This window comes from Yersinia frederiksenii ATCC 33641 (assembly GCF_000754805.1).
Taxonomy (GTDB): Bacteria; Pseudomonadota; Gammaproteobacteria; order Enterobacterales; family Enterobacteriaceae; genus Yersinia; species Yersinia frederiksenii.
The window spans coordinates 4,512,822-4,538,585 of sequence record NZ_KN150731.1 but is presented as its reverse complement, the minus strand read 5'-3'; the positions used below and the strand labels follow the sequence as shown (position 1 = coordinate 4,538,585).

Sequence of the window (25,764 nt, the reverse complement as noted above, 5' to 3'; positions counted from 1 at the left end):
AGTAAGTCATCAAAAATAAAGCCGGGTGGCATATCGCCCCCGGCTTTTTTATCGATTCATATTGATATTATAAGTGTACTGGCACCAAAATCTCAGTTGCCACAATCACCACAATTAACCCGACCAGAACCGGTACTGAGGTTCGTTTCACCACTTCGAAAGGTGATATTTTTGCCATACCTGCAACGGCAACCACAACACCTGAAACTGGGGATAAAGTACGCCCTAAATTCGAGGCTTGAAGCATAGGGATAACCAGATAGGCTGGATTTATTCCCATTTGAGCAGCAAGTTTCGGAATCAATTCCACAAACGCATAAAATGGTGCATTACCTGAGCCTGTGGTCATTGCTGCCAGCATCGTAATCACCACCAGTACCAGCATCATAATAATGCCACCGGTACCAAAAGATTGCGCTAATCCAATTAGACCGCTGATAAAACCAACAGTACTCAATCCCTGTGCAAATACCCCCGCAGCGACCAACAACATCACCACAGTCGCAAATGCATCGGCCATACCACGATAAGCAACCTCAAGGCCGCTAAATACAGATTTGGCATTGAAGCTACGTAAGAATTCAATCACAGCGGCAATTAGCATACAGATAACCAAGACTGTGATGATGTGTAGCTCTGGCCCCCATTTACCATCAAATATCAACACGCCGAGAATAGGGGTAAATGGCAAGATGGCATAAAAACCGGGCGCATTGGTGGTGATGTCGTTGACATCCATCATCTCATGCTTTTCCTGGCTCTTATTATCCAGATAACGCTGCCAGAAAAAGTGAGCAATCGCCATGCAGACGATAGCCGCAATGGAGATAGGTAACGTGGTTTTAAATGCAAAATCAACCAATGGCATTTCAGAGGCTTGTGCCGCCAACACGACGTCACCAGAAGTCGGGGCCAGAATAATCGCCGCAGGTGAGGCACAAATTGCCGCCGCCGCTCCACGACTGATACCGACGTTAACCATCACTGGGAACAATGTGGCCATCAATAGCACACCTAACCCAGTGGCCGATGACACCGCTAAAGACATCAAGCAGGCAATGATGTAAGCCGCAACCATCAATAAATAAGGGGAGTTAATCATCTGTAATGGTTTAGATGCTAACTTAACCACCACATCATTTGCGCCGATATGTGTCATATACGCGGCAAAACCGCATAACATCATGATCATCATGCCGAGATCGCCACCACGGCTCATCAGCAGAATTTTGACATACTCGACAATGTCCGTCGCGCGCCAACCGGTTGAGGTTGCGCTGGCCGGTAACACGCTCTTGCCCATCAAAGCACTGATAATTAATAGCAGCAGGCCACCCACCATTAGTACACCAGTGGCAGAATAGCCTTTAATAATATAGCGACCCACACCGACGGCCACTACAATCCCAATCAAAAGATCTAACATATACCCTCTCTCACCGAATATTCCCTTCGTCCATAAAGCCGCAGAGGATTAGCTTGTTGGCTACCTGCAACACCATGTGCTTGGGCATTATCATTTGTTGCTGGATGTTGTATTAAGATTTTTCTTGTAAATATACAGAATTAGCTCTGCACTCTGCCCAAAGTCAGCCGGTGAGTTTATGACATCTATCAATTATTAGCCGAGATTTTAGAAACAAATATTAGTTTGTGAGCCGGTGAGAGGATTTTATGTTTAAACAGGTGAGGTTGGTGATCAATACAACAACAGAAAGGTAACAAAGAAAGGTCATTACCTCCGATGAATCTCTCGACTTATCGGAGGAGATAGACAAGTTAAAGCTTATCAATAAGCTTTCTAATGTCCTTACGCGCGCGATTCTCTTGATTACGTTCAGCCCAGTCGTTAAGTGCTTTTTTCGCACGTTGCTGTAATTCATTACGCAAAAGCTGTTCAACATTCAATTGATAACTAAGCTGAGTCCACGGCCCATAAATACGCAGTGGAATATCAGTATTTTGCAAAAACTTAACCAAGTTATCTTCTCCACTCCAGCCTTGCATCACTCGTACGGACAAATTCATGTCAGATTGCTGCTGTGCTAAATTGAGTTCCCCACGACCTTTAATGGCGATCAAGGTTGAGTCAGCACTGAGGCTACTTACGTCAACTTTCCCTCTATTCAGGGTCAGTTTCGCTTGCAGTTGTTTAACCTCGGTGTAGCGCTCATAGCGCTCCTGACCTTTGACATCGCTGGAGCTGCGAGTCACAGCCTGCTGGATAAGCTGTTGAATATTAAGTCCCTGTAACTGCGCACCATTCATACTGAACTGTGCGTCCCCTTTCCAGCGGTGGTTGAATGCCTCAGCATCGATGCCATCACCAGACAACTGCGCTTTCATGGAGAATTTACCGGTCATCATCTGCGGCAAACTTGCGGCCAATAACACCGGGCCCAATTCCATATTATTTATCACCGGGTTAACCGCAGCTAACACCTTCTTACCCGTCACATCCAGCGACCCCGGTAGAGAGAAATCCCCCCCTAAGGCATTGCCAGTTAAGTGAGTGATTTGTACATCACCGCGTTGGTTTGATGCTTGCAAATTTAGTTGGCTGACGTTGATGGCGCGATAAACCAAATTATTCGCAGTGAGTTTAATTTGTGCAGTAAAGTCACGTAATGCCCGTAAATCCTGCCCAACATCATCATCAGCCTGAACCGCAATAACCGGTGCGGTTACGCCGGGTTGTTTCACCACGTCTTGACTATTCGCCGTGTTTTTAGGCTCCCAACCGAAGATAGTATCCAAGTTAAGATTGTCAGCTGCCAGATTGATGACATAGTCAGGTACGTCACCCAATGTGGCTTTAGCACTCCCAGTTAACTGGTTGTCATTCGCCGAGAAACTCAGCTTATTCAGCAATAATTGCTGAATATCACTCTGATAACTGGCTTGTAATGCCCCCTCCCCGCTCACACCAGCAACGGGGATATCCGCCCCTTCCAATTTATAAGTAAATTGGTTGATATTGGCGCTGAAAAGCTGTGGGTAACGGCCCATATCGGCATCAGCGGCCATCGAGAAACTGACATCCCGTTGATTTCGGTTAACACGGCCAGAAAGAGTGATATGGACTTGCCGCTGCGAGTCTTGTTGCAGTTCAAGATTAATATCGCGAACATTGACTTGATCATTGTCTGTTCGTTGCCAAATCAGCAAGCTATCCGCAACCTGGACTTTATTGATATCGAGTTTCCAGGCCCGATGCTCATCAACCGGTGCATTGCCACGTGGTGCAACCGGTGCCCCCGGCTGTTGTTGAATTTCACTGTCAGGGGTTAAGCGGATAACCGCCCCTTTTAACATCACCTGTTTAATATCAAGCTGATGCGACAGTAGCGGCCAGAGTTTGACATCAAGACGCATATTTTCAGCACTGACCACGGGCGCGGTAGCACCGGGAGCGGTTAGTGCCGTCCGGCCAGCAATAATGCTAAGTTGCGGCCAGACATGCCAACGTAAATCACCTTCAAGTTGCAGTTGATAACCACTTTTCCGTTCAACTTGTTTGACCATGTACGCCCGAAAGTCATTAGGATTTACTAGCAATACCAATGCGCTCATACCCGCAACTAATACAACGAGCAGGATAATTAACGTCGTTAGTAATCGTCTCATGACATCCTCTTGTCCAAACAAGCGATAAAGCCCAAACAGGCTAAAATCTCAGCGAGAAAAATGGCTAGTCTTTATCTATACGACTGGCTACGGCACCTTGTTGACCACGATATTTTGCATCCTGACGGCTATTGTAAGGACGGGCTGCCGGTCCAGAGAGTGGCTCAAAACTCAGCGCGCCAATTAACATCCCCGGACGCAGTGCCAATGGCAACTTACCTGAATTATAGAACTCCAGCACAATCCTGCCTTGCCAACCGGGATCTATCCGGTGTGCAGTCACATGCACCATTAACCCAAGGCGAGCCAGAGAGGAACGGCCATCAAGCCAGCCGACCAGATCGTCCGGAATAGTGACTGACTCCAACGTGACAGCCAGCGCCAGTTCTCCGGGATGCAGGAAGAATGCCTCCCCTTCAGGCAGATTGATTTCATCGCTCATGACTCGTTCAAGGGCTGCGCTGACTTCATCTTTCGGGCCGCTTAAATCAATGAATGCTGCGGTGTGGCCGCGGAACACGCGAAATTGGTTGCCTAAGCGGACGTCGACTGTGGCCCCATTAATACGTTCTACTGGCGGGCGGGGGTCAATGCCCAATTTGCCGCTGTCCAGCCAAGCTTCTATGTCACGATCGCACAGTCTCATCGCTTAAATCTCCATTTAAATTCGCATGTTACAGCTTGCATACTATGAAAGCTGCCATATTAATAAGCAAAGGTCCAGACGAACATTACTCAAAGAACTGGCTGATTTTCGCTTTTAGAATATCGATCGCAATTCGGTTCTTGCCGCCACGAGGAACAATAATGTCAGCATATTGCTTGGAGGGTTCGATAAATTGCAGGAACATTGGGCGCACAGTTTTCTGGTATTGCGCCATCACTGAATCCATTGAACGACCACGTTCATTAACATCACGTTTCATACGTCGCATCAAGCAGATATCCAATGGGGTATCAACGAAGATTGAGAAGTTCATCTCCTGACGCAGGCGGATATCAGTCAACAGCAAGATCCCTTCCAGAATAATCACTTTCTTCGGCTCTAAATGGACGGTTTCTTTTTTACGGGTGTGCTCAGTGTAGCTGTAAAGTGGCAGTTCAACAGACTTGCCCGCTTTTAGCGATTGCAGATGTTCCAGTAATAAGTTGTGATCCATGGCGCTAGGATGGTCATAGTTGGTCTTGACCCGCTCTTCCATCGATAGGTGACTCTGGTCTTTGTAATAGCCATCCTCTGGAATGACGCCAATATGTTGATCACCAACCTGTTCGCGTAATTCACGATACAGCGTACTCGCGATAAGACTTTTTCCGGAGGCTGAGGCACCCGCTATCCCGATAATGACGCACTGATGTGCTTTGTCAGTCATAAAATTAAAGACCTGATTACTAAGTGTGAGGGGAGACGAAGCACGCAAGGTGCTTCGGGCGCGGCAATTATAAGGAGTTAACCGGCCTGATGCCAGTGCTATACCCTGCATACTTGAAGTTGCAGCGGTGTTGGCTGCTCTCGAACACCCGAATCACTGACCGGTGTCAGCTCATCGGGAGGTTCTTGTTTGCCGCCTACCTGCTATACCCATTAGTTTGGGTATCATAAATGTGACGGCTAAACAGCGCGGAATGAAATTTCAGTTGGAATAGCTTCACCCTGCCAGTACATTTCCGCTGCAACATTGGCAGCCAGTTGGCGGTAAATATCCGCAAATTCGCTATCCGGGTGGCTGACAACGGTGGGCTCACCACGGTCGAGATCTTCACGCAGCGAGATATGCAGAGGAATTTGGCCCAGCAACTTGCAATGATATTTCTGCGCCAGCTTTTCCGCGCCGCCAGTGCCAAAAATCGGCTCCAAGTGGCCACAATTACTGCAAATATGCATGCTCATATTTTCGACGATACCCAACACCGGCACATGCACTTTTTCAAACATTACAATGCCCTTCATGGCATCAATCAAGGCGATATCCTGTGGAGTAGTGACCACTAACGCGCCAGTCACCGGAATGTTCTGCGACAATGTCAGCTGAATATCACCCGTACCCGGTGGCATATCAATCACCAGATAATCCAAGTCTGGCCATAAGGTATCTTGTAGCATCTGCATCAATGCCTTACTGGCCATTGGGCCACGCCATACCATGGCATTCTCGTCAGTAACCAGATAACCAATCGAGTTAGTGGCAATTCCATGGGCCATAATAGGTGCCATGTGCTTGCCATCAGGAGAAGTTGGCCGCTGATTCATGGTGCCCAGCATATTTGGAATGGAAGGGCCATAAATATCAGCATCCAGAATACCGACTTTTGCCCCCTCTTCTGCCAATGCCAGTGCCAGATTAACGGCGGTACTGGATTTCCCCACTCCACCTTTACCGGAACTGACAGCCAGAATATTGCGCACACCTTTCACACCAGGCTGATCATTGGCACGCTTTAGCGTCGTAATATTATGAGAAAGCTTCCAGTCAATAGCTTTGGCACCGGTCACTGCCAGCAACTCTGCGCTGACTGACTCTTTTAATAGGTCAAAACCAAACTGCCAGGCAAAAGGCATCACCAGCTCGATATGCAGCACATTGTCTAGCAAGGCACAGTGGTGGATAGCACGCAGGGTGTTGAGATCCTTTTGCAAGGTTGGGTGAGTAAAGGCAGCAAGAACCTTTGAAATTTTTGATTGCAGCAGGTCAGCGGTAGTCTGCTCGGGGGATTTTGGGCTCATCCCAGCTCCTTAAATTTATCGTTATTAACCTCTAATAGTGTACCAGAACTCAGCAACACCTGTGTGCGTCGAATAGAGAGAAAACCGAGACCAATCGCATAACCCTGCCGTCTGGTGTTAGTGATATTAATGGCATTAATAACCAAATGTGCTGAAAACCGGCCAAAATGAACCTGTTATGACTTAAGGCAGCCTGTAGGTTGCCTTACCCTAGCGACAAACCCGCTTATCGGTTAACATCAAAGACCCTTTAATCCACATAAAGAAAGCAATTTCCCACTATGGCTCAAGTCGCGAAAAAAATATTGGTGACGTGCGCGCTACCATACGCTAACGGTTCTATTCATCTCGGTCATATGCTCGAGCACATCCAGGCAGATATCTGGGTCCGTTTCCAGCGAATGCGCGGCAACCAGGTTCATTTTATCTGTGCAGATGATGCCCACGGCACCCCGATCATGCTGAAAGCTCAGCAACTGGGTATCGAACCGGAGCAGATGATTGCCGAAATGAGCCAGGAGCACCAACAGGATTTCGCCGGTTTCGCTATCAGTTATGATAACTATCACTCAACCCACAGTGATGAAAACCGTGAACTGTCGAGCCTGATATACCGCCGCCTAAAAGCTAACGGCTATATTAAGAATCGCACCATTTCTCAGCTCTATGATCCTGAGAAAGGGATGTTCCTGCCTGACCGTTTTGTGAAAGGCACCTGTCCGAAGTGCAAATCACCCGACCAATATGGCGATAACTGTGAGGTTTGTGGCGCAACCTATAGCCCAACTGAACTTATCGATCCAAAATCTGCGGTTTCCGGTGCCACACCGGTGATGCGTGAATCTGAACACTTCTTCTTCGACCTGCCTGCTTTCAGCGATATGTTGCAAGCCTGGACACGTTCCGGCGCACTGCAAGAACAAGTTGCCAACAAAATGCAGGAATGGTTTGAATCGGGTCTGCAACAGTGGGATATCACCCGCGATGCTCCTTACTTCGGTTTTGAAGTCCCGGATGCAACAGGTAAATATTTCTATGTCTGGCTGGATGCCCCTATAGGTTACATGGGCGCATTTAAAAACCTGTGTGACAAACGCGGCGATTTGGATTTTGACGAATTCTGGCGTGAAGGCTCGACAACCGACCTTTACCACTTCATTGGTAAAGACATTGTTTACTTCCATAGCCTGTTCTGGCCAGCCATCTTGGAAGGCAGCCATTTCCGCAAACCGACCAATATATTTGTCCATGGCTATGTCACGGTAAACGGCGCGAAAATGTCGAAATCCCGCGGCACATTTATTAAAGCGAGCACTTATCTGAAACATCTGGATGCTGATTGCTTGCGTTATTATTATGCTGCCAAGCTCTCTTCGCGCATTGATGATATTGACTTGAATCTGGAAGATTTCGTCCAGCGAGTTAACGCCGATATCGTTAACAAAGTCGTGAATCTGGCATCCCGCAATGCCGGCTTTATCAACAAACGTTTTGCTGGCAAGTTAGCCGACCAGCTGGCCGATCCCGCGCTGTATAAAACCTTTACCGATGCTGCCGCCAGTATTGCGGAGGCTTATAACAACCGTGAATCAGGTAAAGCAATTCGTGAAATCATGGCACTGGCGGATGTTGCCAACCGTTATGTTGATGAGCAGGCACCTTGGGTTGTGGCAAAAGAAGAAGGCCGCGATAGCGATTTGCATGCTATCTGCTCCATGGGCATCAACCTGTTCCGTGTTCTGATGACCTATCTCAAGCCGGTATTGCCATCCCTGACAGAACGTACTGAGGCTTTCCTCAATACCGAATTGACCTGGGATAGCATTGAGCAACCGTTGTTGGGCCATCAGATTAATGCCTTTAAGGCTCTGTTTAACCGTATTGATTTGGACAAGGTGAACGAAATGGTCGCCTCTTCTAAAGAAGATATGGCACCGGCAGTGGTGGCTACAGGCCCATTAGCCGATGACCCGCTTCAAGAAACTATCAGTTTTGATGACTTTGCTAAAGTGGATATGCGCATCGCGCTGATTCAGCAAGCAGACTTTGTCGAAGGTTCAGATAAATTATTGAAACTGAAGCTGGATCTCGGTGGCGAAACCCGTCAGGTCTTCTCTGGTATCCGTTCAGCTTACCCTGACCCTAAAGTACTAGAAGGCCGTCTTACGGTGATGGTGGCAAACCTGGCTCCACGTAAAATGCGCTTTGGTATTTCAGAAGGCATGGTCATGGCTGCAGGTCCTGGCGGTAGCGATATCTTCCTACTCAGCCCGGATAATGGTGCCCAACCCGGCATGCAAGTGAAATAAATTCGCTCCCTCAAATGCTGGTCAAGGATAATTTGACCAGCATTTCTATTATATCTAACAGTTTATCTCATCAATAACCTTACTCTTTTGTCGCTTGAGGTTGCCGGTCACGTAGCCAGGCTTCCAACCAAAAAAGCATATTGATAAATAAACTTAGTGAGAAAATAAAAAATAAAATATTATCCAACAGAGATATTTTAATCAGGGCATTAATAATAATATTCTTATGATGCTTTATTTCCACAAAACCAGAAGAGAAAAACCAAAAAACACCAATCGCCCCCAACGTATTTAATATCACAACAGGCCAGTGCCATTTAGCCAATAAAAAGAAAATCCACGACAATACCATGAGTGAAATAATGGCATCATCCAACTCAATCAACAGGAAAAAACTTAGATATAACAAACTAAAACAAACCAGAGTTAACCCAAATGGATACTCATCAGGCAAGACTGAAGCTAGCTGTTTTCTTCGCTCACATTCAGGTGGTTTTATGTCGTAGATATTGATAAATACCAGGTAAAGTAAAAAGACAATAGATAAGAGCCACGGGAATAGGCCGGAGAAAAAATAGTGTCCAAGAGGAAGAAGGTGAAAAATCAGTAAATATGGGCTTAATCTTTGGCTGGCTAAACGATATGAACAAGGTAATAGCAAGACCAATGAAAGTATAGGAAAAAAAGATAATAGTGACAGTGATATAATTTCATCAATCAAATCGGGAAACAATATCGATACTAAAAGAACAGTCACCATTAACGTTAATAAATAACGGATAAATAGAAATAGAAACTCACAGCGAGACATATAGCGACAAGAGGCGCTATCACTAACCGCAGTATTAATAATATACCTCAAATTCAGTTGTGCCTCATCGGCAGCATCCTTTCTGAATTTACATAGGTTGCTAATTTTACCCATGGTGATTTTAATCCTTTAAATATTGAGAATCGTAAAAGCTTCACGTCGGTTATGGCTATTAGCCTTTATTATTATTCCTCAGTGCTATTTAGAATATCAGTACTTGGTTAGTAACGAAATAAAATAATAATTATAATATTTTTTATAGTAAGCATAAGATCATATATAAACCATTCATTATAAAAGGTTATTAGTTTATATTGGCTTCCATTGTAATAACAGACTGTTTGTCCCCTATCCCTTGCTGCTTATTTGCACTATCCAAACTAAACGATATAACGCGATCCAAAAATTTATAACAAAGTTAATTCCTTATCAAAATAGTTATGGTTATGATGCTGTACAGAGACAGATAGACGTCTAGACACAAAGATAGCTATAACAACGAAAAAACACCCAACATTGCATACCTTATCGACACCATGACGGAGTTCCGGATGAAAAATATTGCTTCCCCTTTACTGGCCTTGAGCCTACTGACGGCACTGCCGGTATTCGCAGCAAGCACCGCCACTGTCGCTCCAATCCCAGAGGCTATCGCTAAGCATCAAGGGCAGATTAAAATTGCGGTGATCCGTAATTTGGGTTCCGATGACAACACAACACAGTTCCTGTCCGGTGTATTGAAAGAAGGCAAAAAGCTGGGTTTCAAAGTAGATACGTTCTTAAGTAACGGCGATGATGCGCGCTTCCAAGACTTCGTTAATCAGGCTATTAGCCAGAAATATGACGGCATCATTCTTTCTCAGGGCCGCGACCCTTACTCGACTGAGTTAGTTAAACGTATTGCCGCCAGTGGTATTGCGGTATCGGTGTTTGACACCGCCATTCAGGGCGATATTCCCGGCCTGACGGTCACCCAGCAGGATGATGCTTCTCTGACCAATGAATCTTTTGGTCAATTAATCAAAGATTTCAATGGCAATGCCAATATTATCAAACTCTGGGTAGCCGGTTTCCCTCCTATGGAGCGTCGTCAGGCTGCTTATCAGGCATTGCTGAAACAGAATCCTGGCATTCATGAACTTGAATCTATCGGTGCCGTCTCTTCCGATGTTCAAGGTGATACCGCGAACAAAGTAGGTGCAGTATTGGCGAAGTATCCGAAAGGGAAAATCGACGCTATCTGGGGGACTTGGGATGCCTTTACTCAAGGTGCCTATAAAGCCTTACAAGAAAATGGCCGCACTGAAATCAAACTGTACAGCATTGATATCTCAAATCAGGATTTGCAATTGATGCGTGAAGCCAATAGCCCGTGGAAAGTCAGTGTGGCGGTTGATCCTAAGCTGATTGGTGCCGTTAACTTGCGCCTCATTGCCAAGAAAATTGCTGGTGAAGAGACACCAGCCAGTTATGAGTTCCGTGCAGCATCAATTCCACAAGCCTTGCTCGCCAGCCAACCCGGCCCGGTCAACGTTGCCGGTTTGAGTAAAATCATTCCAGGCTGGGGCCAATCAGATGATTTCAACTCACCTTGGTTTGCCACTCTGGCTGCAAAGAACGGCCAGTAAAAACCAATAGGATCAATTGATTTGGAGTGAAATAGATGGCAAAGCAAGGTTACTTGCCGACACCGGAATACAGCCGCAATATGCGGCTGATTGGTCATAGCTCACAAGGTGGAAAACCCGATGGGGTGCAGGTTATGGTGCACCGCGGCTATGCTTATGTCGGCCATATGGTGTCGCAAGGTGTATCTATTATTGATGTGCGAGATGCAAAAAACCCACGTCCAGCCGGTTTTATTGCCGCCCCCGCCAATACCTGGAATGTGCATTTACAGGCTCATGACGACTTGCTCTTGGTGATTAATGCCCGAGATCTGTTCGCTGATGCCAGTTTTGCCGAAGAGAAAGTGTATTACACTCGCTCGGTGGCGCAGACCGTCAGTACCCGTCAGGAAGGCCGCAGTTGGAGTGCCGGGCTGCGTATTTTTGATATTTCGACACCAGATAGACCGCGCGAGATTAGTTTCCTGCCACTTGATGGCATTGGTATTCATCGCATCTGGTATGTCGGTGGGCGCTGGGCTTATGTTTCCGCATTGTTAGATGGCTACAGTGATTATATCTTTCTGACCATTGATCTGGCTAATCCGCAAAAACCGCTAGTGGCTGGCCGCTACGCTTTGCCCGGTATGCATACCGCCGCCGGAGAACAAGCAAGCTGGCCTGAAGGTAAACGCTATGCGCTGCATCATGCCATTATCAGTGGCGACACCGCTTATGGCAGTTGGCGTGATGGTGGCTTGACGCTATTGGACGTCAGTGACCGTCATGAGCCAAAGCTGATTAGCCATCGCAACTGGAGCCCCCCCTTTGGTGGCGGTACCCACACAGCCCTGCCACTACCCGACCGCGACTTATTAGTCGTACTGGATGAGGCAGTATTGGATAATCAGGAAGATGGTGAGAAGCACATTTGGCTGTTCGATATTCGCGAGCCAGCGAATCCAGTGAGTATCTCGACGTTCCCAGTGCCGGATGAGCAAGATTATGTGAAAAAAGGCGCTCATTTTGGCCCACATAATCTGCATGAAAATCGGCCAGGCAGTTTTGTCAGCTCATCATTAATTTTTGCCACCTATCAAAATGCCGGCGTGCGTGCTTATGATATCAGCAATCCTTATCAACCCAAGGAAACCGGGGCTCTAGTCCCCGCTGCACCTGAAAAAATGATGGATAAACGGCCCGGACGCCCGCAAGTTATTCAGTCATGTGATGTGTTTGTTGATGCACAAGGGATTATCTACAGCACCGACTATAACGGTGGTCTCTCAATCATCGAATATTTAGGTTAATTATCTATTAAAAGCAGGTCGACATAGGTCGATCTGCTGTTTGCGAAAATTTTTTCCTCCTACCCCCTCTCTTTCTCATCGTAATAGTCTACTGTAATTGGCTGAGCCGCCTTGTCGTCATGCTACGTGAGTCATTCTTTTGATTGAAAAAAAGCATGTATGCCCAATAATCAAAATAAGAAAATACCATGAAAGGTTTTCCATCGCGTGTTACCAACCTGCTAATTGCGTCGCTGGTCTTGACCATAGGGCGAGCCGTCACCCTGCCCTTTATCACTATCTATCTGGCAGAGCATTTCCAGCTAGCACCAGATAAGGTTGGGTTGGTATTGGGGGCCAGTTTGACACTGGGTATTTTCACCAGCCTTTATGGCGGCTATCTGGTCGATAATTTTAATAGAAAACAGTTGATTCTGCTGGCTGTCGGGCTATTTTCGGTGACCTTTTTTACCCTGCCATGGATTGAGCACCCAGCCTGGATCATCCTGATTCTGGCCCTGCTGCACTCGGCATATTCAGTTTACAGCATCGCGATTAAAGCTTGTTTTGCCGATTGGTTGCCAGTCAATGAGCGAATCAGAGCCTTTTCAGCTAACTACACCCTGGTCAATGTCGGTTGGGCGATCGGCCCAGCGTTGGGGGTATTGGTGGTGGGCATCGGCCCGCAAGCACCGTTTATTATTTCGGGCCTACTGGCATTGTCGGTGGTTATCGTATTGAAATTTAGAATAGACAGCACTGACATGTCGGTCGCTGAACGGACCCCCGCGGAGCCCGTGCCTGATTTTCGCCAAACATTCCGTATACTGCGTCATGATAAGCGATTGATTTACTTCACTCTCGGCAGCATGCTCAGCGCCATTGTCTTTGGCCAGTTCTCTGGTTATTTATCCCAATATTTGATTACGGTTTCCGATGCTAAATTTGCCTATCAGGTGATTGGCGCGGTGATGACCGTGAATGCGACTATTGTGATTACCCTGCAATACTTATTAAGCCGACGTATGAATCAGCAAAACTTAATGCGCTGGCTGGTGCTGGGCACCTTGTTCTTCATTATTGGCTTGTTCGGGTTTATGGCGGCTCAGGACTCAATTCCACTATGGATGCTGGCAATGGCAATATTCTCATTGGGCGAAATTATTGTTATCCCGGTCGAATACATGTTTATCGATTTTATTGCTCCTGCAAATCTCAAAGGCAGTTATTATGGGGTACAAAACCTCGGCCAGTTAGGAGGTGCCGCTAACCCGGTGCTCTGTGGTTTCTTACTCGCTTATGCAGCACCACAGATGATGTTCTATATGCTAATTATCGCCGCTCTTCTAGGGCTGATATTTTTCTATCGCGGTTACCAGTTGGCTAAAAAGCAAGAGAGTGCAGCCAAATGTAGTCGCTCTGATCTGGCTTAGGGCCACAAGAGCGAGTGATGATTGGCATATTTCCATTAAAATTATTCATAATGTGATTGCTAGCACATAACCACAGTTAATTGTATGATGAATGCATTCCGTCACTCAGGATCTTTCTTATGCGCAACGTGACTTCACTTTGCTGGCAGTACCTGCGAGCTTTCGCCATTATCTATCTGTGTTTATGGGCAGGTAAAGCCATCGCCCTGCTGCTGCCTATCACCATTCCAGGCAGCATTATCGGCATGCTGATTCTGTTTGCCCTACTCGCCTCACAGATTTTGCCGTCAACATGGGTAAAACCCGGTTGCCACCTGCTGATCCGCTATATGGCCCTGCTGTTTGTTCCAATCGGTGTCGGTGTGATGCAATATTACGACCAACTGACCAAACAATTCGGCCCGATCGTCGTCTCCTGCTTTGTCAGTACCTTGATTGTGATGCTGGTGGTGGCTTATAGCTCACAATATGTCCATCGTGAACGCAAAGTGATTGGTTCTCCGACCCATACCGAGGAGGACAAATGATTAGCAACTTATGGTGGTCACTGCCACTGACATTAATCGTGTTTTTCAGCGCGCGCCGCCTAGCTCGCTGGCTGAAAATGCCGCTGCTTAACCCACTATTGATATCAATGGTTGTTATCATCCCATTGCTGCTGGTTACGCATATGCCCTATGCCCACTATTTTGCCGGCAGCAAAATACTCAATGATCTGCTGCAACCGGCGGTGGTGGCATTAGCTTTCCCGCTGTACGAGCAGATACACCAAATTCGCGCTCGCTGGAAATCGATCATAAGCATCTGTTTTATTGGTAGTATTACCGCGATGGTCTCCGGTACCGCGGTGGCCCTATGGATGGGAGCAACCCCAGAGATTGCCGCCTCGGTATTACCTAAATCCGTCACCACCCCTATTGCTATGGCGGTTGCCGAATCCATTAATGGTTTGCCAGCCATCAGTGCAGTATGTGTTATTTTTGTCGGTATTCTGGGGGCGGTATTTGGCCACAGCTTGTTGAATATATTAAAAATCAACACCAAAGCCGCACGCGGCTTGGCAATGGGTACCGCTTCGCATGCCCTTGGCACTGCCCGCTGTGCGGAACTGGACTTTCAGGAAGGCGCATTCAGCTCGCTGGCACTGGTCATCTGTGGGATTATTACCTCGCTGCTGGCCCCATTCCTGTTCCCGGTACTGTTGCATTTGTTTGGCTAAAATCACCGACACAGGGGTATAAATTTGAGATACATCTCTCATTTGGGATTTTACTTGCATAAATTTCATATATAACGAGATCTTCATCACACCAAGAAAGCATTAAGCTGCCTAGAATAGTATCCCGTTACTATTGGAGAGAACCCTATGCAAGCACGTTTTCACGCCCCTTGGGCTCAGTTGCCCACCTCACTGCAAACCGCACTTGAACCGATTTTGAGCGCAAACGATTTCGCTGCCATGCTGACAGCAGAACAAGTGAAAACAGTGAAAAGCATCAGTGGGTTAGATGACGATGCGCTGGCATTTGCGTTGTTGCCATTGGCCGCAGCTTGCGCATTAACACCGGTGTCCCATTTTATGGTTGGGGCCATTGCTCGGGGTATCAGCGGTAATCTCTATTTCGGTGCCAATATGGAATTTGGTGGCGTAGCGCTGCAACAAACTATTCATGCCGAGCAGTGTGCTGTGACACATGCCTGGCTACGTGGTGAGGCCAGTTTGGTCTCTATTACCGTCAATTACACACCGTGCGGCCATTGCCGTCAGTTTATGAATGAACTGAACAGCGGAACTGGCCTGCATATTCATCTGCCGGGCCGCCCAGCATCAACACTGGGGCAATATCTACCTGACTCTTTCGGCCCGAAAGATTTGGCTATCACCACTTTGCTGATGGACCCGGTTGACCACGGCTATAAAGTGGCCCAGACCGATGCCCTGACTCAAGCTGCACTGGATGGTGCAAACCATAGCCATGCCCCATACAGCCAGTCTCACAGCGGTGTGGCGCTAGAAGCGGCTGACGGTTCGCTGTATACCGGTCGCTATGCCGAGAATGCGGCATTTAATCCAAGCCTCCCACCGCTACAAGCAGCATTGATTCTGGCCAATCTTTCTGGCAAAGATTGCGGTGCTATCCGCCGCGCAGTACTGGTTGAAGGCCGTAAACCTATGCTGACTCAATGGGATGCAACCCAGTCAACACTGGCGGCACTGGGCTGCACAGATGTAAAACGAGTGACATTTTAATTAAATCGCCCCCAACCGGGGTGACATAATTAGCCCCGGTTATTGCCTTGCACTATCACTGATTTGTCAACGTAACCAGCAGTAGCCACTTTTACCCTCATTGCGCCCATGCCATACCTGCACAAAAGGGAATGGAGGTGGTGTAGATAACCGACCACTGCCGCCCTTTTGCCATCGTGCTATTTTGCCGATCCCGATGGCAACATATTGAAAGTCTCACATGGTCAGCGAATGGAGTTGACCGTCAATCAGTCCGCATCCAGCAAATAAGCAGCCAAATCTGCAAGTTAACTCGCACTTTTGCCGGTAACCGACATATTTAACTAACAAAAGCTGTACATATCTTTCTTATCTTTTAGGATCGGGGCAACGACTTGATAACGTTTAAGAGTGAAACTCATGGAACTTGAATACGAAAGTAAGCGCCCTCTGTACATCCCCTACGCTGGCCCCATCCTATTAGAATTCCCGCTGTTGAACAAAGGCAGCGCCTTCACGAATGCTGAGCGCAGCCACTTCAATTTACACGGTTTATTACCAGAAGCGGTTGAAACCATCGAAGAACAGGCTGAGCGTGCTTACCGCCAGTATCAGGATTTCAAAAACGACGACGATAAGCATATTTATCTGCGTAATATTCAAGATACCAACGAGACTCTGTTTTACCGCCTACTGGATGCCCATCTCAGTGAGATGATGCCTATTATTTACACGCCAACAGTGGGTGAAGCTTGCGAGCATTTCTCCGATATTTATCGCCGGGCACGCGGGTTATTTATCTCTTATCCGAACCGCGAACACATTGATGACATGCTACAAAATGCCACCAAACAGAACGTGAAAGTTATTGTTGTGACTGACGGTGAGCGCATTCTCGGTCTTGGTGACCAGGGTATAGGGGGCATGGGGATCCCCATTGGTAAACTGTCTCTGTATACCGCGTGCGGTGGTATCAGCCCAGCTTATACTTTACCGGTGGTATTGGATGTTGGCACCAATAACCCGCAGCGGCTCAATGACCCGCTGTATATGGGCTGGCGTCACCCGCGTATTTCAGGCGACGAATACTATGCTTTTGTTGATGAATTCATTCAGGCTGTGAAACGTCGTTGGCCCAATGTGTTGTTGCAATTTGAAGACTTTGCTCAGAATAACGCAACCCCACTGCTGAACCGCTATCGCGAAGAGCTGTGCTGTTTTAATGATGATATTCAGGGAACGGCAGCAGTGACTCTCGGTAGCCTGATTGCGGCCAGCCATGCTGCAGGTAGCCAGTTGCGCGACCAGACAGTGACGTTCCTCGGTGCTGGATCAGCCGGTTGCGGTATTGCAGAACAAATTATCGCGCAAATGATTTCGGAAGGTCTGAGTGAAGAGCAAGCGCGGGCACGAGTCTTTATGGTCGACCGCTTCGGCTTGTTAACTGACAAACTGCCTAATTTATTGGATTTCCAGAGTAAATTGGTGCAAAAAAGTGATGCACTGCAAAGCTGGAATCTGGCGAGTGATGCTATCTCTCTACTAGATGTAGTCCGTAATGCCAAGCCTACTGTTCTCATTGGTGTTTCTGGTCAGCCGGGGTTGTTTACCGAAGAATTGATTCGTGAAATGCATAAACACTGCGCGCGCCCTATCGTGATGCCATTGTCTAACCCGACATCACGCGTTGAAGCGCGGCCAGAAGATATTATCAACTGGACAGAAGGCGCAGCTCTGGTTGCCACCGGCAGCCCATTCCCACCTGTCAATTATAAAGACAGAATCTACCCAATAGCTCAATGCAATAACTCGTATATCTTCCCAGGTATTGGTTTGGGTGTGTTGGCATCAGGAGCCAAGCGCGTCACTGACGGTATGTTGATGGCAGCTAGTCGTGCATTAGCAGAATGTTCACCGTTGGCACGGAACGGTGAAGGTGCGCTGTTGCCGAATATCGACGATATTCAAGCTGTATCGAAGAGTATCGCCATGCAGGTAGGTAAAGCCGCCCAGTTGCAAGGGGTAGCTATTGTGACTTCTGAAGAGGCCTTGGCAAAAGCCATCGAACATAACTATTGGCAGCCACAATACCGCAGCTATAAACGCACTTCGTTCTAAATATTATCCGGCTCGTACTTAGATATGGGCCGGATAATCTATCAGTCAGTCTCTCAAACACTTATAACTCAAGAGATAATCCCCAAAGTCATTGGCATTACAGCAAGGCAGCCAGCAAACTCATCCCGATGAGCTTACCTCAGTCAGTGATTCGGGTGAGTGAGTGCAGCTAACACCGCTGTAGCGTCAAGGAGCAGAAAAATAACCCAAAGTCATTGGCGTTGCATCAAGGCAGCCAGCAAACTCATCCCGATGAGCTGATCTCAGTCAGTGATTCGGGTGAGTGAATGCAGCTAACGCCGCTGTAGCGTCAAGGAGCAGAAAAATAACCCAAAGTCATTGGCGTTGCAGCAAGGCAGCCAGCAAACTCATCCCGATGAGCTGACCTCAGTCAGTGATTTGGGTGAGTGAGTGCAGCTAACGCCGCTGTAGCGTCAAGGACGAAGGGTAGAAGGGCTTGCGCAGCAACGACAGGTACAGTAGCCTTGCAAATATCACAGTGAATTGAATGCATCGAAGGCCTAAGAATGTGGAAACGCCTGATTATTAGCTTAATTATCATCGCGGGGTTGCTGATGGTGACAGCTATTGCGCTCGATCGCTGGATTAGCTGGAAAACTGCTCCTTTCATCTATGATGAGCTACAAGGTTTGCCCCACCGGCAGGTTGGTGTGGTTCTAGGTACTGCCAAATATTATCGCACTGGTGGTATTAATCAGTTTTATCAATATCGCATCCAGGGCGCGATAAACGCTTATAACAGTGGCAAAGTCAGTTATTTACTGCTCAGTGGCGATAATGCCCTGCAAAGTTACAATGAGCCGATGACCATGCGGCGTGATTTGATAGCTGCTGGAGTCGCTCCCTCTGATATCGTACTGGATTACGCCGGTTTCCGTACCCTCGACTCCATTGTTCGCACCCGAAAAGTCTTTGATACTAATGATTTTATTATCATTACTCAGCGTTTTCATTGTGAACGGGCGCTGTTTATTGCCTTACATATGGGGATTCAAGCACAGTGTTTTGCCGTGCCATCACCGAAAGATATGCTCAATGTCCGGGTACGCGAGATTTTTGCCCGCCTCGGCGCACTTACTGACCTCTATATTTTGAAACGTGAACCTCGCTTCCTTGGGCCATTAATCCCTATTCCGGCAATCCACGTCATCCCCGATGATGCACAGGGCTATCCAGCCGTTTCACCAGAACAACTGGTCGAACTGGAACACCGGCTGGCAGAAGAGAAACAGAAAAGTCCGTAGTTTTGCTCTTGACGTTAGGCGCAATCAGGATATTACCAACAAAGATTACGACCTGAGTGGGCAGGCAAGAGGGCTGCCAGCCCTGTTACTCGGTTGAGACACTGTATTTGCATCGAGCACGAGCCCAATATCAACCGAAATAATGCCCCAAACGACTTATCCCCGTTGCCCCAAAAAACTCCTCACATCAGTTTCAACTTCGCCCATCGCCTGTAATAACTGTAATGTTTCCAGTGCCTCATCTTCATCCAGCCGACTCATGGCAAATCCTACATGAACCAAAACCCAATGGCCGATTAAGGCTGAGCTACTCGACTCATCTGCCGCCACCAGCATAATATTGACTGAACGCCGCACACCACAGACATCCACCCAAGCAGTACCCGGCTGAGTCTCATCCAGCGCCACAATTTTCCCAGGAATGCCTATGCACATAGTCTGACTCCTGCCACATTTGGGCATAATGTTAATAAATTCATTCCACCTCCAGCCGTTTAATCATCACGCCGTCATCATTTTCCCCCATGCGCAAATGACTCCCAGCACACTGTGGGCAGCGCGTCACTTTATTGCTCAGTAAGTTCACATTCTGTTGGCAGTCATGGCACCACACCTGCGACTGCTGTTGACTAAGATGCAAAACGCACCCCTCTGCTAGCGTGCCACGGCACACTAACTCAAAACAGAACGCCAATGCTTGCGGTTCGACACAAGAAAATGCCCCGGTTTCTAACCAAACTCCGGTAATTCTCTGCGCGCCATGTAACCGAGCTTGCTGCTCCATCATGGCAATCGCGTTTTGGCACAAGGTAATCTCATGCATGACTGTGATTCCTGTGTTGATATCTCTGGTAAAAACAATGCAAAGATAGTGCCAGCAATCCCGTGTGTTTTACTTATGAGATATTCAACTTAATCAATTGATAAATAACATTATTAATTTAAAATCATCCGTAACGAACTCCAGCGATGAAAAATCACTGTCGAAGTGTCAGTAACGCGGCGGGATTTCGTCACTAATGTCGACACTTAACCATGCCAACCACTCTGTTTTTGCTGCCTTTTAAATCTCACCGCACTATCCGCGGATTCTCTAATGCACGGCTGGCGGGCCTTCACCACTCTTTCGCCTCGGTAACTGCGGTACTGGCACAGAATATGCTTTAGAGCTGGGAAATGATTTCTATCTGCCTGACTGTCACCAGATTTTTGTCCCGGAGGGTATGGCCATGAACCGCTTTGTGATTGCGGAACCGAGGCTTTGTATTGGATGCAATACCTGCATGGCTGCTTGCAGCCAAGTGCATAAAGCCAAAGGTTTACAAGAGCATCCCAGATTGAGCGTTATGCGTAACAGCAGAGTGACGGCCCCCATTCTTTGTCGCCACTGTGAAGATGCATGGTGCGCACGGGTTTGCCCAGTCAATGCCATCACCCTGACCAATAACGCGGTCGAATTGGATGAAACCACCTGCATCGGTTGCAAACTCTGTGGCCTGGCTTGTCCATTTGGCGCGATTACCCCTGCGGGTAGCAAGCCATTAGCGGTGCCGGAAACTTTTCCTGAATATATTTCGATGACTGAACTGTCCGATGTTCCCTTCAGTCCGGCCAATATGAACCCGTTCCTTGCCTGGAATGCCGGAGTGCGCACTGTCGCGGTGAAATGTGATTTATGTAGCTTCCAACCACAAGGGCCGGAGTGTGTGCGGGTCTGTCCGACTAACGCCTTGATGCTGGTTGATGAGCACAGTATTGAACAGGCCAATCAAGCTAAACGTCTGGCTGCAGCCAGTGGGTTTGCCAACGACCTGCCCTTTATGGTCGTGGACACCTCATCCCCCCTCTCTCACGAGGAGCAGAAAAGATGATGAATTCCCTTGAGCTATTGTGGCTCTCCTTACTGCTCTATCTGGCTGGCGCACTACTCTCCTTGCTGCTAGCACGGCGCGAAACGCTGGCAATCTATGCCGCTGGGCTGGCTTCACTACTGGGCGGGGTTGCTGGCCTATTGGCTGCTGCCCCCACACTGCTTGGAGGCGACGTTATAACCTTTGTCACTGCCGGGCCATTCCCTTTCGCGGCATTCAGTTTACGTCTTGATCCATTGGCAGCATTTATGCTGATGGTTATCTCACTATTGGTCGTCATAACCGCTCTGTATTCACTGGCTTATGTGCAGGAATACAAAGGTCGTGGGGCTTGGGCAATGGGTGTGTTTATGAACCTATTCATCGCCTCAATGGTGGCATTGGTGGTGGTGGATAACGCATTCTACTTTATTATTTTCTTCGAAATGATGTCGTTGGCCTCTTACTTCCTGGTGATCTCCGATCAGGACGACGATGCCATCAGTGCTGGCCTGCTTTACTTCTTGATTGCCCACGCCGGTTCGGTGCTGATTATGATTGCATTCTTCCTACTGTATCGCCAAAGCGGCAGTCTGGAGTTTGCGGCTTTCCGCCAAACCCATCCGCAGCCGCTCATGGCCTCGATTATCTTCTTGCTGGCCTTCTTTGGCTTCGGTGCCAAAGCCGGGATGCTGCCGCTGCACGGCTGGCTACCGCGCGCCCACCCTGCGGCCCCGTCTCATGCTTCAGCCCTGATGTCTGGCGTCATGGTCAAAATTGGTATTTTCGGCATTATCAAAGTGGGCATTGATTTGCTCGGTGCCAGCCAATTGTGGTGGGGCGTGGTGGTGCTGGGGTTTGGTGCTGTGTCGTCGGTGCTCGGCGTGCTATATGCGCTGGCCGAGCACGATATCAAACGACTGCTGGCTTATCACACCGTTGAAAATATCGGCATTATCTTGATGGGCGTCGGTGTCGGCATGATAGGTATTGCCAGCCACCAGCCAGTATTAGCAGCCCTTGGCCTGCTCGGGGCTCTGTATCATCTGCTTAACCATGCGATATTCAAAGGGCTGCTGTTCTTGGGGGCCGGGGCCGTCATTTACCGCCTGCATACTAAAGACATGGAAAAGATGGGCGGGCTGGCCAGAATGATGCCTTATACCGCACTGGCATTTCTGGTGGGATGTATGGCGATTTCAGCTCTGCCGCCTTTCAATGGTTTTGTCAGTGAATGGTTCACGTACCAATCACTGTTTACCATGACCAAAGACGGCAACTTTATCATTCGTCTGGCCGGGCCGATTGCCATCGTGATGCTGGCCATCACCGGTGCGCTAGCCGCCATGTGCTTTGTGAAAGTTTACGGCATCAGTTTCTGTGGCCTGCCCCGCACAGAAAAAGCCGCTCTGGCACGGGAAGTCCCTTGGCCAATGACCGTTGCCATGCTGTTGCTGGCATTGCTCTGCCTGACATTAGGGATAGGTGCAACTCATGTTGCTCCAGTCATTGCCCGTATCGCCACCAGCCTGATAACCACTGCGCCAGTGCCCGCCTTGCAGGTGGCGCAAGGGGCCGTATTGTTCCCGCAACACAGCTCTCAGGCCATGCTGTCCACCCTCTATATTTTCTGCGGCTTACTCATCTTGCCTCTGGTGATTTTACTGGTCGCCAGCCTGTATCGAGGCAGCCGGCTGGCGTTTCGCCATGGTGGCGATCCCTGGGCTTGCGGTTACGCCTATGAACAAGCCATGACAGTTTCAGCGGGCGGTTTTACACAACCACTGCGGATGATGTTTGCTCCGCTCTATCGCATCCGTAAAACACTGGACCCCGCCCCGATGATGCAACGCGCACTAGAGAGCTCAGTGAGCAGCGCAGGCCGCGTGGAGCCGGTATGGGACGACAAAGTGGTGGCCCCGATTATCCGCCTGATCCAATGGCTCAGTCAGCGAATTCAATGGCTGCAACAGGGTGATTTCCGCCTCTACTGTCTGTATGTGGTCGCCGCATTGGTGATCCTGCTGATTGTCGCGGCTATTTGAGGAGACAAGCAATGCCAACTACTGATATGCCTGCGGTCTCTATGATTGCTTTTGCCATCGGGCAAGCGCTGATCATGCTGGCGCTAGCACCGCTGATGTCGGGGATTTCGCGCATGGTGAAAGCCAGAATGCACTCGCGCCGTGGGCCGGGCATTCTGCAAGAGTATCGTGACTTAGCCAAGCTGCTAAAGCGGCAAGATGTGGCCCCGGCCAATGCCGGGATTATCTTCCGCCTGATGCCCTATGTGTTGTTAGGTAGCATGCTGTTGATTGCCATGGCGCTGCCGATTTTCACGCTGGAATCCCCCTTTGGCGTGGCAGGTGACTTGATAGCCCTGCTCTATCTGTTTGCGCTGTTCCGCTTCTTCTTCTCACTGGCGGGTCTGGATAGCGGCAGTATTTTCGCCGGGATAGGTGCCAGCCGCGAGTTGACACTCGGCGTGTTGGTCGAGCCGACATTAATTCTGTCACTGCTGGTGGTCGGGCTGATTGCCGGCTCCACCAATATCGGCACCATCAGTATCGCGCTGTCCCAAGGGCACTGGCAGTCGCCGACTGCTACCGCTCTGGCGCTGCTGGCCTGTGGGTTCGCGGTCTTTATCGAGATGGGCAAAATCCCATTCGATGTTGCCGAGGCGGAGCAAGAGCTGCAAGAAGGGCCACTGACTGAATATTCTGGCGCCTCACTGGGGTTAGTCAAATGGGGCATTAGCCTAAAGCAAGTGGTGGTGGCGCAACTGTTCCTTGGCGTGTTTATTCCCTTCGGCAAACTGGCGGTGCTCAGTGGGCCGGGTCTGCTATGGGCGCTATTGGCCAGTGTTATCAAATTGGTGGTGATATTTGTCCTCGCCTCCTTGGTGGAAAACAGCATCGCCCGTGGGCGCTTCCTGTTGACCTCTCGTGTTACCTGGCTGGGGTTTGGCGTCGCCGCCCTTGCTCTGGTTTTCTATCTCACTGGTCTTTAAGGAGCTAATAACCCCATCATGGAGAACCTGGCTCTTATGAATACAGTCCTTGTAAACACAGCCCTTGCCACCACATTGCTCCCGTTTGCGGGTGCTATCCTGACGGCCTGTTTACCGCAGCGTATGGCGAAGTGGTCCTGTACCTTCTTTGCGCTGCTGGCAACCTTGGGTACTGTGCTACTGGCTTATGTCTATCTCACTGGCGGAAAGATTGACGTCACGGTTGGTCTAATTCATTACGGTGATATGGCGCTGTTCGGTATCACCATCGACCGAATCAGTACCTTGATTGCTTTCGCCGTGGTATTCCTCGGCTTGTTGGTTAGCCTCTATTCCACCGGCTATCTGACCCTAGAGAACCGCGAACATCCGCACGAAGGTACTAACCGCTACTATGCATTGTTACTAGTATTCATCGGCGCAATGGCCGGGCTGGTATTGTCATCCACTCTGCTGGGTCAGTTATTCTTCTTCGAAATCACTGGCGGCTGCTCGTGGGGATTGATTGGTTATTACCAGAGCCAAAAATCACTGCGCTCAGCACTCAAAGCCTTGCTGGTCACCCATGTTGCCGCCATCGGTCTGTATTTAGCCGCGGCGGTACTGCTGGTGAATACCGGTACTTTTGCCCTGACGGCACTGGCGCAACTGGACCACACCACCAAAATCATCGTGTTTGGCGGCATCTTGTTTGCAGCCTGGGGGAAATCGGCCCAGTTACCGTTGCATATTTGGTTGCCAGACGCGATGGAGGCACCCACGCCGGTCAGTTCTTATCTGCACGCCGCGTCAATGGTTAAGGTCGGTGTCTATATCTTTGCTCGCGCCATTTACTCTGCCGGTGACGTGCCACAGATTATTGGCACTGTGGGTATGGTGATGGCAGTTATCACTCTGATTTATGGCTTCTTTATGTATCTGCCGCAAAAAGATATGAAGCGGCTATTGGCCTACTCCACCATCACCCAACTGTCCTACATTTTCTTTGCACTCTCTTTGGCTATCTATGGTTCGAAATTGGCCTTTGATGGCGGCATTGCCTACATCTTCAACCATGCATTCGCCAAGAGTCTGTTCTTCTTGGTCGCGGGTGCCCTGAGTTACAGCTGCGGTACCCGCATGCTACCCAAACTCAAAGGCATCATGGGGAAAATGCCACTCTTGGGGGTGGGGTTCTGCGTCGCTGCGCTGGCCATTACCGGGGTGCCACCATTCAATGGCTTCTTTAGCAAATTCCCTATTTTCGCCGCGGGCTTCTCACTCTCTCATGAACATTGGCTGCTGATACCCCTACTGGTGCTGGCACTGATTGAGTCGGTGGCCAGCTTCGGCTGGTTCCTGTACTGGTTCGGAAAAACCGTACCCGGTAAACCTTCAGAAGAGGTCGCCAGTGCCAAACCACTGCCATTGGCGATGCAGGGTGTACTGGTCATTCTGGTGATTATGTCAGTGTGCTCAAGCTTTATTGCCGTCGCCTGGCTTGGATAAGG

General features: G+C 48.8%; 21 protein-coding genes. 13 read left to right on the top strand and 8 right to left on the bottom strand.

The features are described 5' to 3' along the window. Nucleotides 1-67 precede the first annotated feature (67 nt). From dcuC to apbC, 5 genes are all read right to left on the bottom strand, one after another. Nucleotides 68-1,426, bottom strand: a complete 1,359-nt coding sequence (dcuC, locus tag DJ58_RS01900) for an anaerobic C4-dicarboxylate transporter DcuC (protein ID WP_004711064.1) — start codon at nucleotides 1,424-1,426, stop codon at nucleotides 68-70. A 353-nt stretch (nucleotides 1,427-1,779) separates the two neighbouring features. Next, nucleotides 1,780-3,627 carry an outer membrane assembly protein AsmA gene (asmA, locus tag DJ58_RS01905; protein ID WP_032911582.1) on the bottom strand — a complete coding sequence of 616 codons (1,848 nt, stop codon included), beginning with the start codon at nucleotides 3,625-3,627 and terminating at the stop codon, nucleotides 1,780-1,782. 64 nt (nucleotides 3,628-3,691) lie between these two features. Next, nucleotides 3,692-4,273, bottom strand: a complete 582-nt coding sequence (gene dcd, locus DJ58_RS01910; protein ID WP_004711061.1) for a dCTP deaminase — start codon at nucleotides 4,271-4,273, stop codon at nucleotides 3,692-3,694. Nucleotides 4,274-4,358: 85 nt separating this feature from the next. Next, on the bottom strand, nucleotides 4,359-5,000 hold the full coding sequence (gene udk / locus DJ58_RS01915; RefSeq protein ID WP_032911581.1) for a uridine kinase: 642 nt from the start codon (nucleotides 4,998-5,000) through the stop codon (nucleotides 4,359-4,361). A gap of 239 nt (nucleotides 5,001-5,239) precedes the next feature. Then, complete coding sequence (gene apbC, locus DJ58_RS01920; protein WP_004711058.1) at nucleotides 5,240-6,352, bottom strand: iron-sulfur cluster carrier protein ApbC; 1,113 nt, start codon at nucleotides 6,350-6,352, stop codon at nucleotides 5,240-5,242. A 281-nt stretch (nucleotides 6,353-6,633) separates the two neighbouring features. Here apbC and metG point away from each other — a divergent pair, with 281 nt between their 5' ends. Next, the gene (metG, locus tag DJ58_RS01925) at nucleotides 6,634-8,661 is read left to right on the top strand and encodes a methionine--tRNA ligase (protein ID WP_004711057.1); all 2,028 of its coding nucleotides are present in this window, start codon (nucleotides 6,634-6,636) and stop codon (nucleotides 8,659-8,661) included. 79 nt (nucleotides 8,662-8,740) lie between these two features. Here the strand turns inward: metG and DJ58_RS01930 are convergent, their stop codons facing one another. After that, nucleotides 8,741-9,586, bottom strand: coding sequence for a hypothetical protein (locus tag DJ58_RS01930; protein WP_080725788.1), 846 nt, complete (start codon nucleotides 9,584-9,586; stop codon nucleotides 8,741-8,743). A gap of 437 nt (nucleotides 9,587-10,023) precedes the next feature. Between DJ58_RS01930 and DJ58_RS01935 the strand changes: the two genes are divergently transcribed. From DJ58_RS01935 to sanA, 8 genes are all read left to right on the top strand, one after another. Next, complete coding sequence (locus tag DJ58_RS01935) at nucleotides 10,024-11,100, top strand: sugar ABC transporter substrate-binding protein (RefSeq protein ID WP_004711053.1); 1,077 nt, start codon at nucleotides 10,024-10,026, stop codon at nucleotides 11,098-11,100. Between the two features lie 35 nt (nucleotides 11,101-11,135). Further along, nucleotides 11,136-12,389, top strand: a complete 1,254-nt coding sequence (locus tag DJ58_RS01940) for an LVIVD repeat-containing protein (RefSeq protein ID WP_004711052.1) — start codon at nucleotides 11,136-11,138, stop codon at nucleotides 12,387-12,389. Between the two features lie 188 nt (nucleotides 12,390-12,577). Further along, the gene (locus DJ58_RS01945; RefSeq protein WP_004711050.1) at nucleotides 12,578-13,801 is read left to right on the top strand and encodes an MFS transporter; all 1,224 of its coding nucleotides are present in this window, start codon (nucleotides 12,578-12,580) and stop codon (nucleotides 13,799-13,801) included. Nucleotides 13,802-13,920: 119 nt separating this feature from the next. Beyond that, entirely contained in the window at nucleotides 13,921-14,328 is a 408-nt protein-coding gene (locus DJ58_RS01950) for a CidA/LrgA family protein (RefSeq protein WP_032911580.1), read from the top strand. Then, nucleotides 14,325-15,020 carry a CidB/LrgB family autolysis modulator gene (locus DJ58_RS01955; protein WP_032913280.1) on the top strand — a complete coding sequence of 232 codons (696 nt, stop codon included), beginning with the start codon at nucleotides 14,325-14,327 and terminating at the stop codon, nucleotides 15,018-15,020. Before DJ58_RS01950 ends, DJ58_RS01955 begins: the two co-directional genes overlap by 4 nt. Nucleotides 15,021-15,167: 147 nt before the next feature. After that, nucleotides 15,168-16,052: a cytidine deaminase gene (gene cdd / locus DJ58_RS01960; RefSeq protein WP_004712742.1), complete on the top strand. Its 885-nt coding sequence runs from the start codon at nucleotides 15,168-15,170 to the stop codon at nucleotides 16,050-16,052. A gap of 399 nt (nucleotides 16,053-16,451) precedes the next feature. Then, nucleotides 16,452-18,149, top strand: coding sequence for an NAD-dependent malic enzyme (locus tag DJ58_RS01965; RefSeq protein ID WP_004712741.1), 1,698 nt, complete (start codon nucleotides 16,452-16,454; stop codon nucleotides 18,147-18,149). Nucleotides 18,150-18,676: 527 nt separating this feature from the next. Further along, nucleotides 18,677-19,414, top strand: coding sequence for an outer membrane permeability protein SanA (gene sanA / locus DJ58_RS01970; RefSeq protein WP_004709193.1), 738 nt, complete (start codon nucleotides 18,677-18,679; stop codon nucleotides 19,412-19,414). 156 nt (nucleotides 19,415-19,570) lie between these two features. Here the strand turns inward: sanA and DJ58_RS01975 are convergent, their stop codons facing one another. Continuing rightward, complete coding sequence (locus DJ58_RS01975) at nucleotides 19,571-19,849, bottom strand: HypC/HybG/HupF family hydrogenase formation chaperone (RefSeq protein ID WP_032911054.1); 279 nt, start codon at nucleotides 19,847-19,849, stop codon at nucleotides 19,571-19,573. 40 nt (nucleotides 19,850-19,889) lie between these two features. Then, nucleotides 19,890-20,237 (bottom strand): hydrogenase maturation nickel metallochaperone HypA, encoded by a 348-nt coding sequence (gene hypA, locus DJ58_RS01980; RefSeq protein ID WP_004709189.1) that lies wholly within the window; start codon nucleotides 20,235-20,237, stop codon nucleotides 19,890-19,892. Nucleotides 20,238-20,643: 406 nt separating this feature from the next. Here hypA and DJ58_RS01985 point away from each other — a divergent pair, with 406 nt between their 5' ends. Genes DJ58_RS01985 through DJ58_RS02000 form a run of 4 tightly spaced genes read left to right on the top strand, consistent with a single transcriptional unit; the run spans nucleotide 20,644 to nucleotide 25,762 of the window. Then, complete coding sequence (locus DJ58_RS01985) at nucleotides 20,644-21,285, top strand: 4Fe-4S dicluster domain-containing protein (RefSeq protein ID WP_032911052.1); 642 nt, start codon at nucleotides 20,644-20,646, stop codon at nucleotides 21,283-21,285. Continuing rightward, nucleotides 21,282-23,309 (top strand): hydrogenase 4 subunit B, encoded by a 2,028-nt coding sequence (gene hyfB / locus DJ58_RS01990; protein ID WP_080544632.1) that lies wholly within the window; start codon nucleotides 21,282-21,284, stop codon nucleotides 23,307-23,309. Before DJ58_RS01985 ends, hyfB begins: the two co-directional genes overlap by 4 nt. Before the next feature lie 11 nt (nucleotides 23,310-23,320). Beyond that, a complete protein-coding gene (locus DJ58_RS01995; protein ID WP_004709183.1) occupies nucleotides 23,321-24,274 on the top strand; it encodes a respiratory chain complex I subunit 1 family protein in 954 nt (317 codons plus the stop codon). An 18-nt stretch (nucleotides 24,275-24,292) separates the two neighbouring features. Then, a complete protein-coding gene (locus tag DJ58_RS02000; protein WP_032911051.1) occupies nucleotides 24,293-25,762 on the top strand; it encodes a hydrogenase 4 subunit D in 1,470 nt (489 codons plus the stop codon). Nucleotides 25,763-25,764: the final 2 nt, after the last annotated feature.

Coding starts and splice junctions, on each gene's coding strand:
- dcuC (WP_004711064.1), bottom strand. CDS start 1,426: ATGTTAGATCTTTTGATTGGGATTGTAGTGGCCGTCGGTGTGGGTCGC.
- asmA (WP_032911582.1), bottom strand. CDS start 3,627: ATGAGACGATTACTAACGACGTTAATTATCCTGCTCGTTGTATTAGTT.
- dcd (WP_004711061.1), bottom strand. CDS start 4,273: ATGAGACTGTGCGATCGTGACATAGAAGCTTGGCTGGACAGCGGCAAA.
- udk (WP_032911581.1), bottom strand. CDS start 5,000: ATGACTGACAAAGCACATCAGTGCGTCATTATCGGGATAGCGGGTGCC.
- apbC (WP_004711058.1), bottom strand. CDS start 6,352: ATGAGCCCAAAATCCCCCGAGCAGACTACCGCTGACCTGCTGCAATCA.
- metG (WP_004711057.1), top strand. CDS start 6,634: ATGGCTCAAGTCGCGAAAAAAATATTGGTGACGTGCGCGCTACCATAC.
- DJ58_RS01930 (WP_080725788.1), bottom strand. CDS start 9,586: ATGGGTAAAATTAGCAACCTATGTAAATTCAGAAAGGATGCTGCCGAT.
- DJ58_RS01935 (WP_004711053.1), top strand. CDS start 10,024: ATGAAAAATATTGCTTCCCCTTTACTGGCCTTGAGCCTACTGACGGCA.
- DJ58_RS01940 (WP_004711052.1), top strand. CDS start 11,136: ATGGCAAAGCAAGGTTACTTGCCGACACCGGAATACAGCCGCAATATG.
- DJ58_RS01945 (WP_004711050.1), top strand. CDS start 12,578: ATGAAAGGTTTTCCATCGCGTGTTACCAACCTGCTAATTGCGTCGCTG.
- DJ58_RS01950 (WP_032911580.1), top strand. CDS start 13,921: ATGCGCAACGTGACTTCACTTTGCTGGCAGTACCTGCGAGCTTTCGCC.
- DJ58_RS01955 (WP_032913280.1), top strand. CDS start 14,325: ATGATTAGCAACTTATGGTGGTCACTGCCACTGACATTAATCGTGTTT.
- cdd (WP_004712742.1), top strand. CDS start 15,168: ATGCAAGCACGTTTTCACGCCCCTTGGGCTCAGTTGCCCACCTCACTG.
- DJ58_RS01965 (WP_004712741.1), top strand. CDS start 16,452: ATGGAACTTGAATACGAAAGTAAGCGCCCTCTGTACATCCCCTACGCT.
- sanA (WP_004709193.1), top strand. CDS start 18,677: ATGTGGAAACGCCTGATTATTAGCTTAATTATCATCGCGGGGTTGCTG.
- DJ58_RS01975 (WP_032911054.1), bottom strand. CDS start 19,849: ATGTGCATAGGCATTCCTGGGAAAATTGTGGCGCTGGATGAGACTCAG.
- hypA (WP_004709189.1), bottom strand. CDS start 20,237: ATGCATGAGATTACCTTGTGCCAAAACGCGATTGCCATGATGGAGCAG.
- DJ58_RS01985 (WP_032911052.1), top strand. CDS start 20,644: ATGAACCGCTTTGTGATTGCGGAACCGAGGCTTTGTATTGGATGCAAT.
- hyfB (WP_080544632.1), top strand. CDS start 21,282: ATGATGAATTCCCTTGAGCTATTGTGGCTCTCCTTACTGCTCTATCTG.
- DJ58_RS01995 (WP_004709183.1), top strand. CDS start 23,321: ATGCCAACTACTGATATGCCTGCGGTCTCTATGATTGCTTTTGCCATC.
- DJ58_RS02000 (WP_032911051.1), top strand. CDS start 24,293: ATGGAGAACCTGGCTCTTATGAATACAGTCCTTGTAAACACAGCCCTT.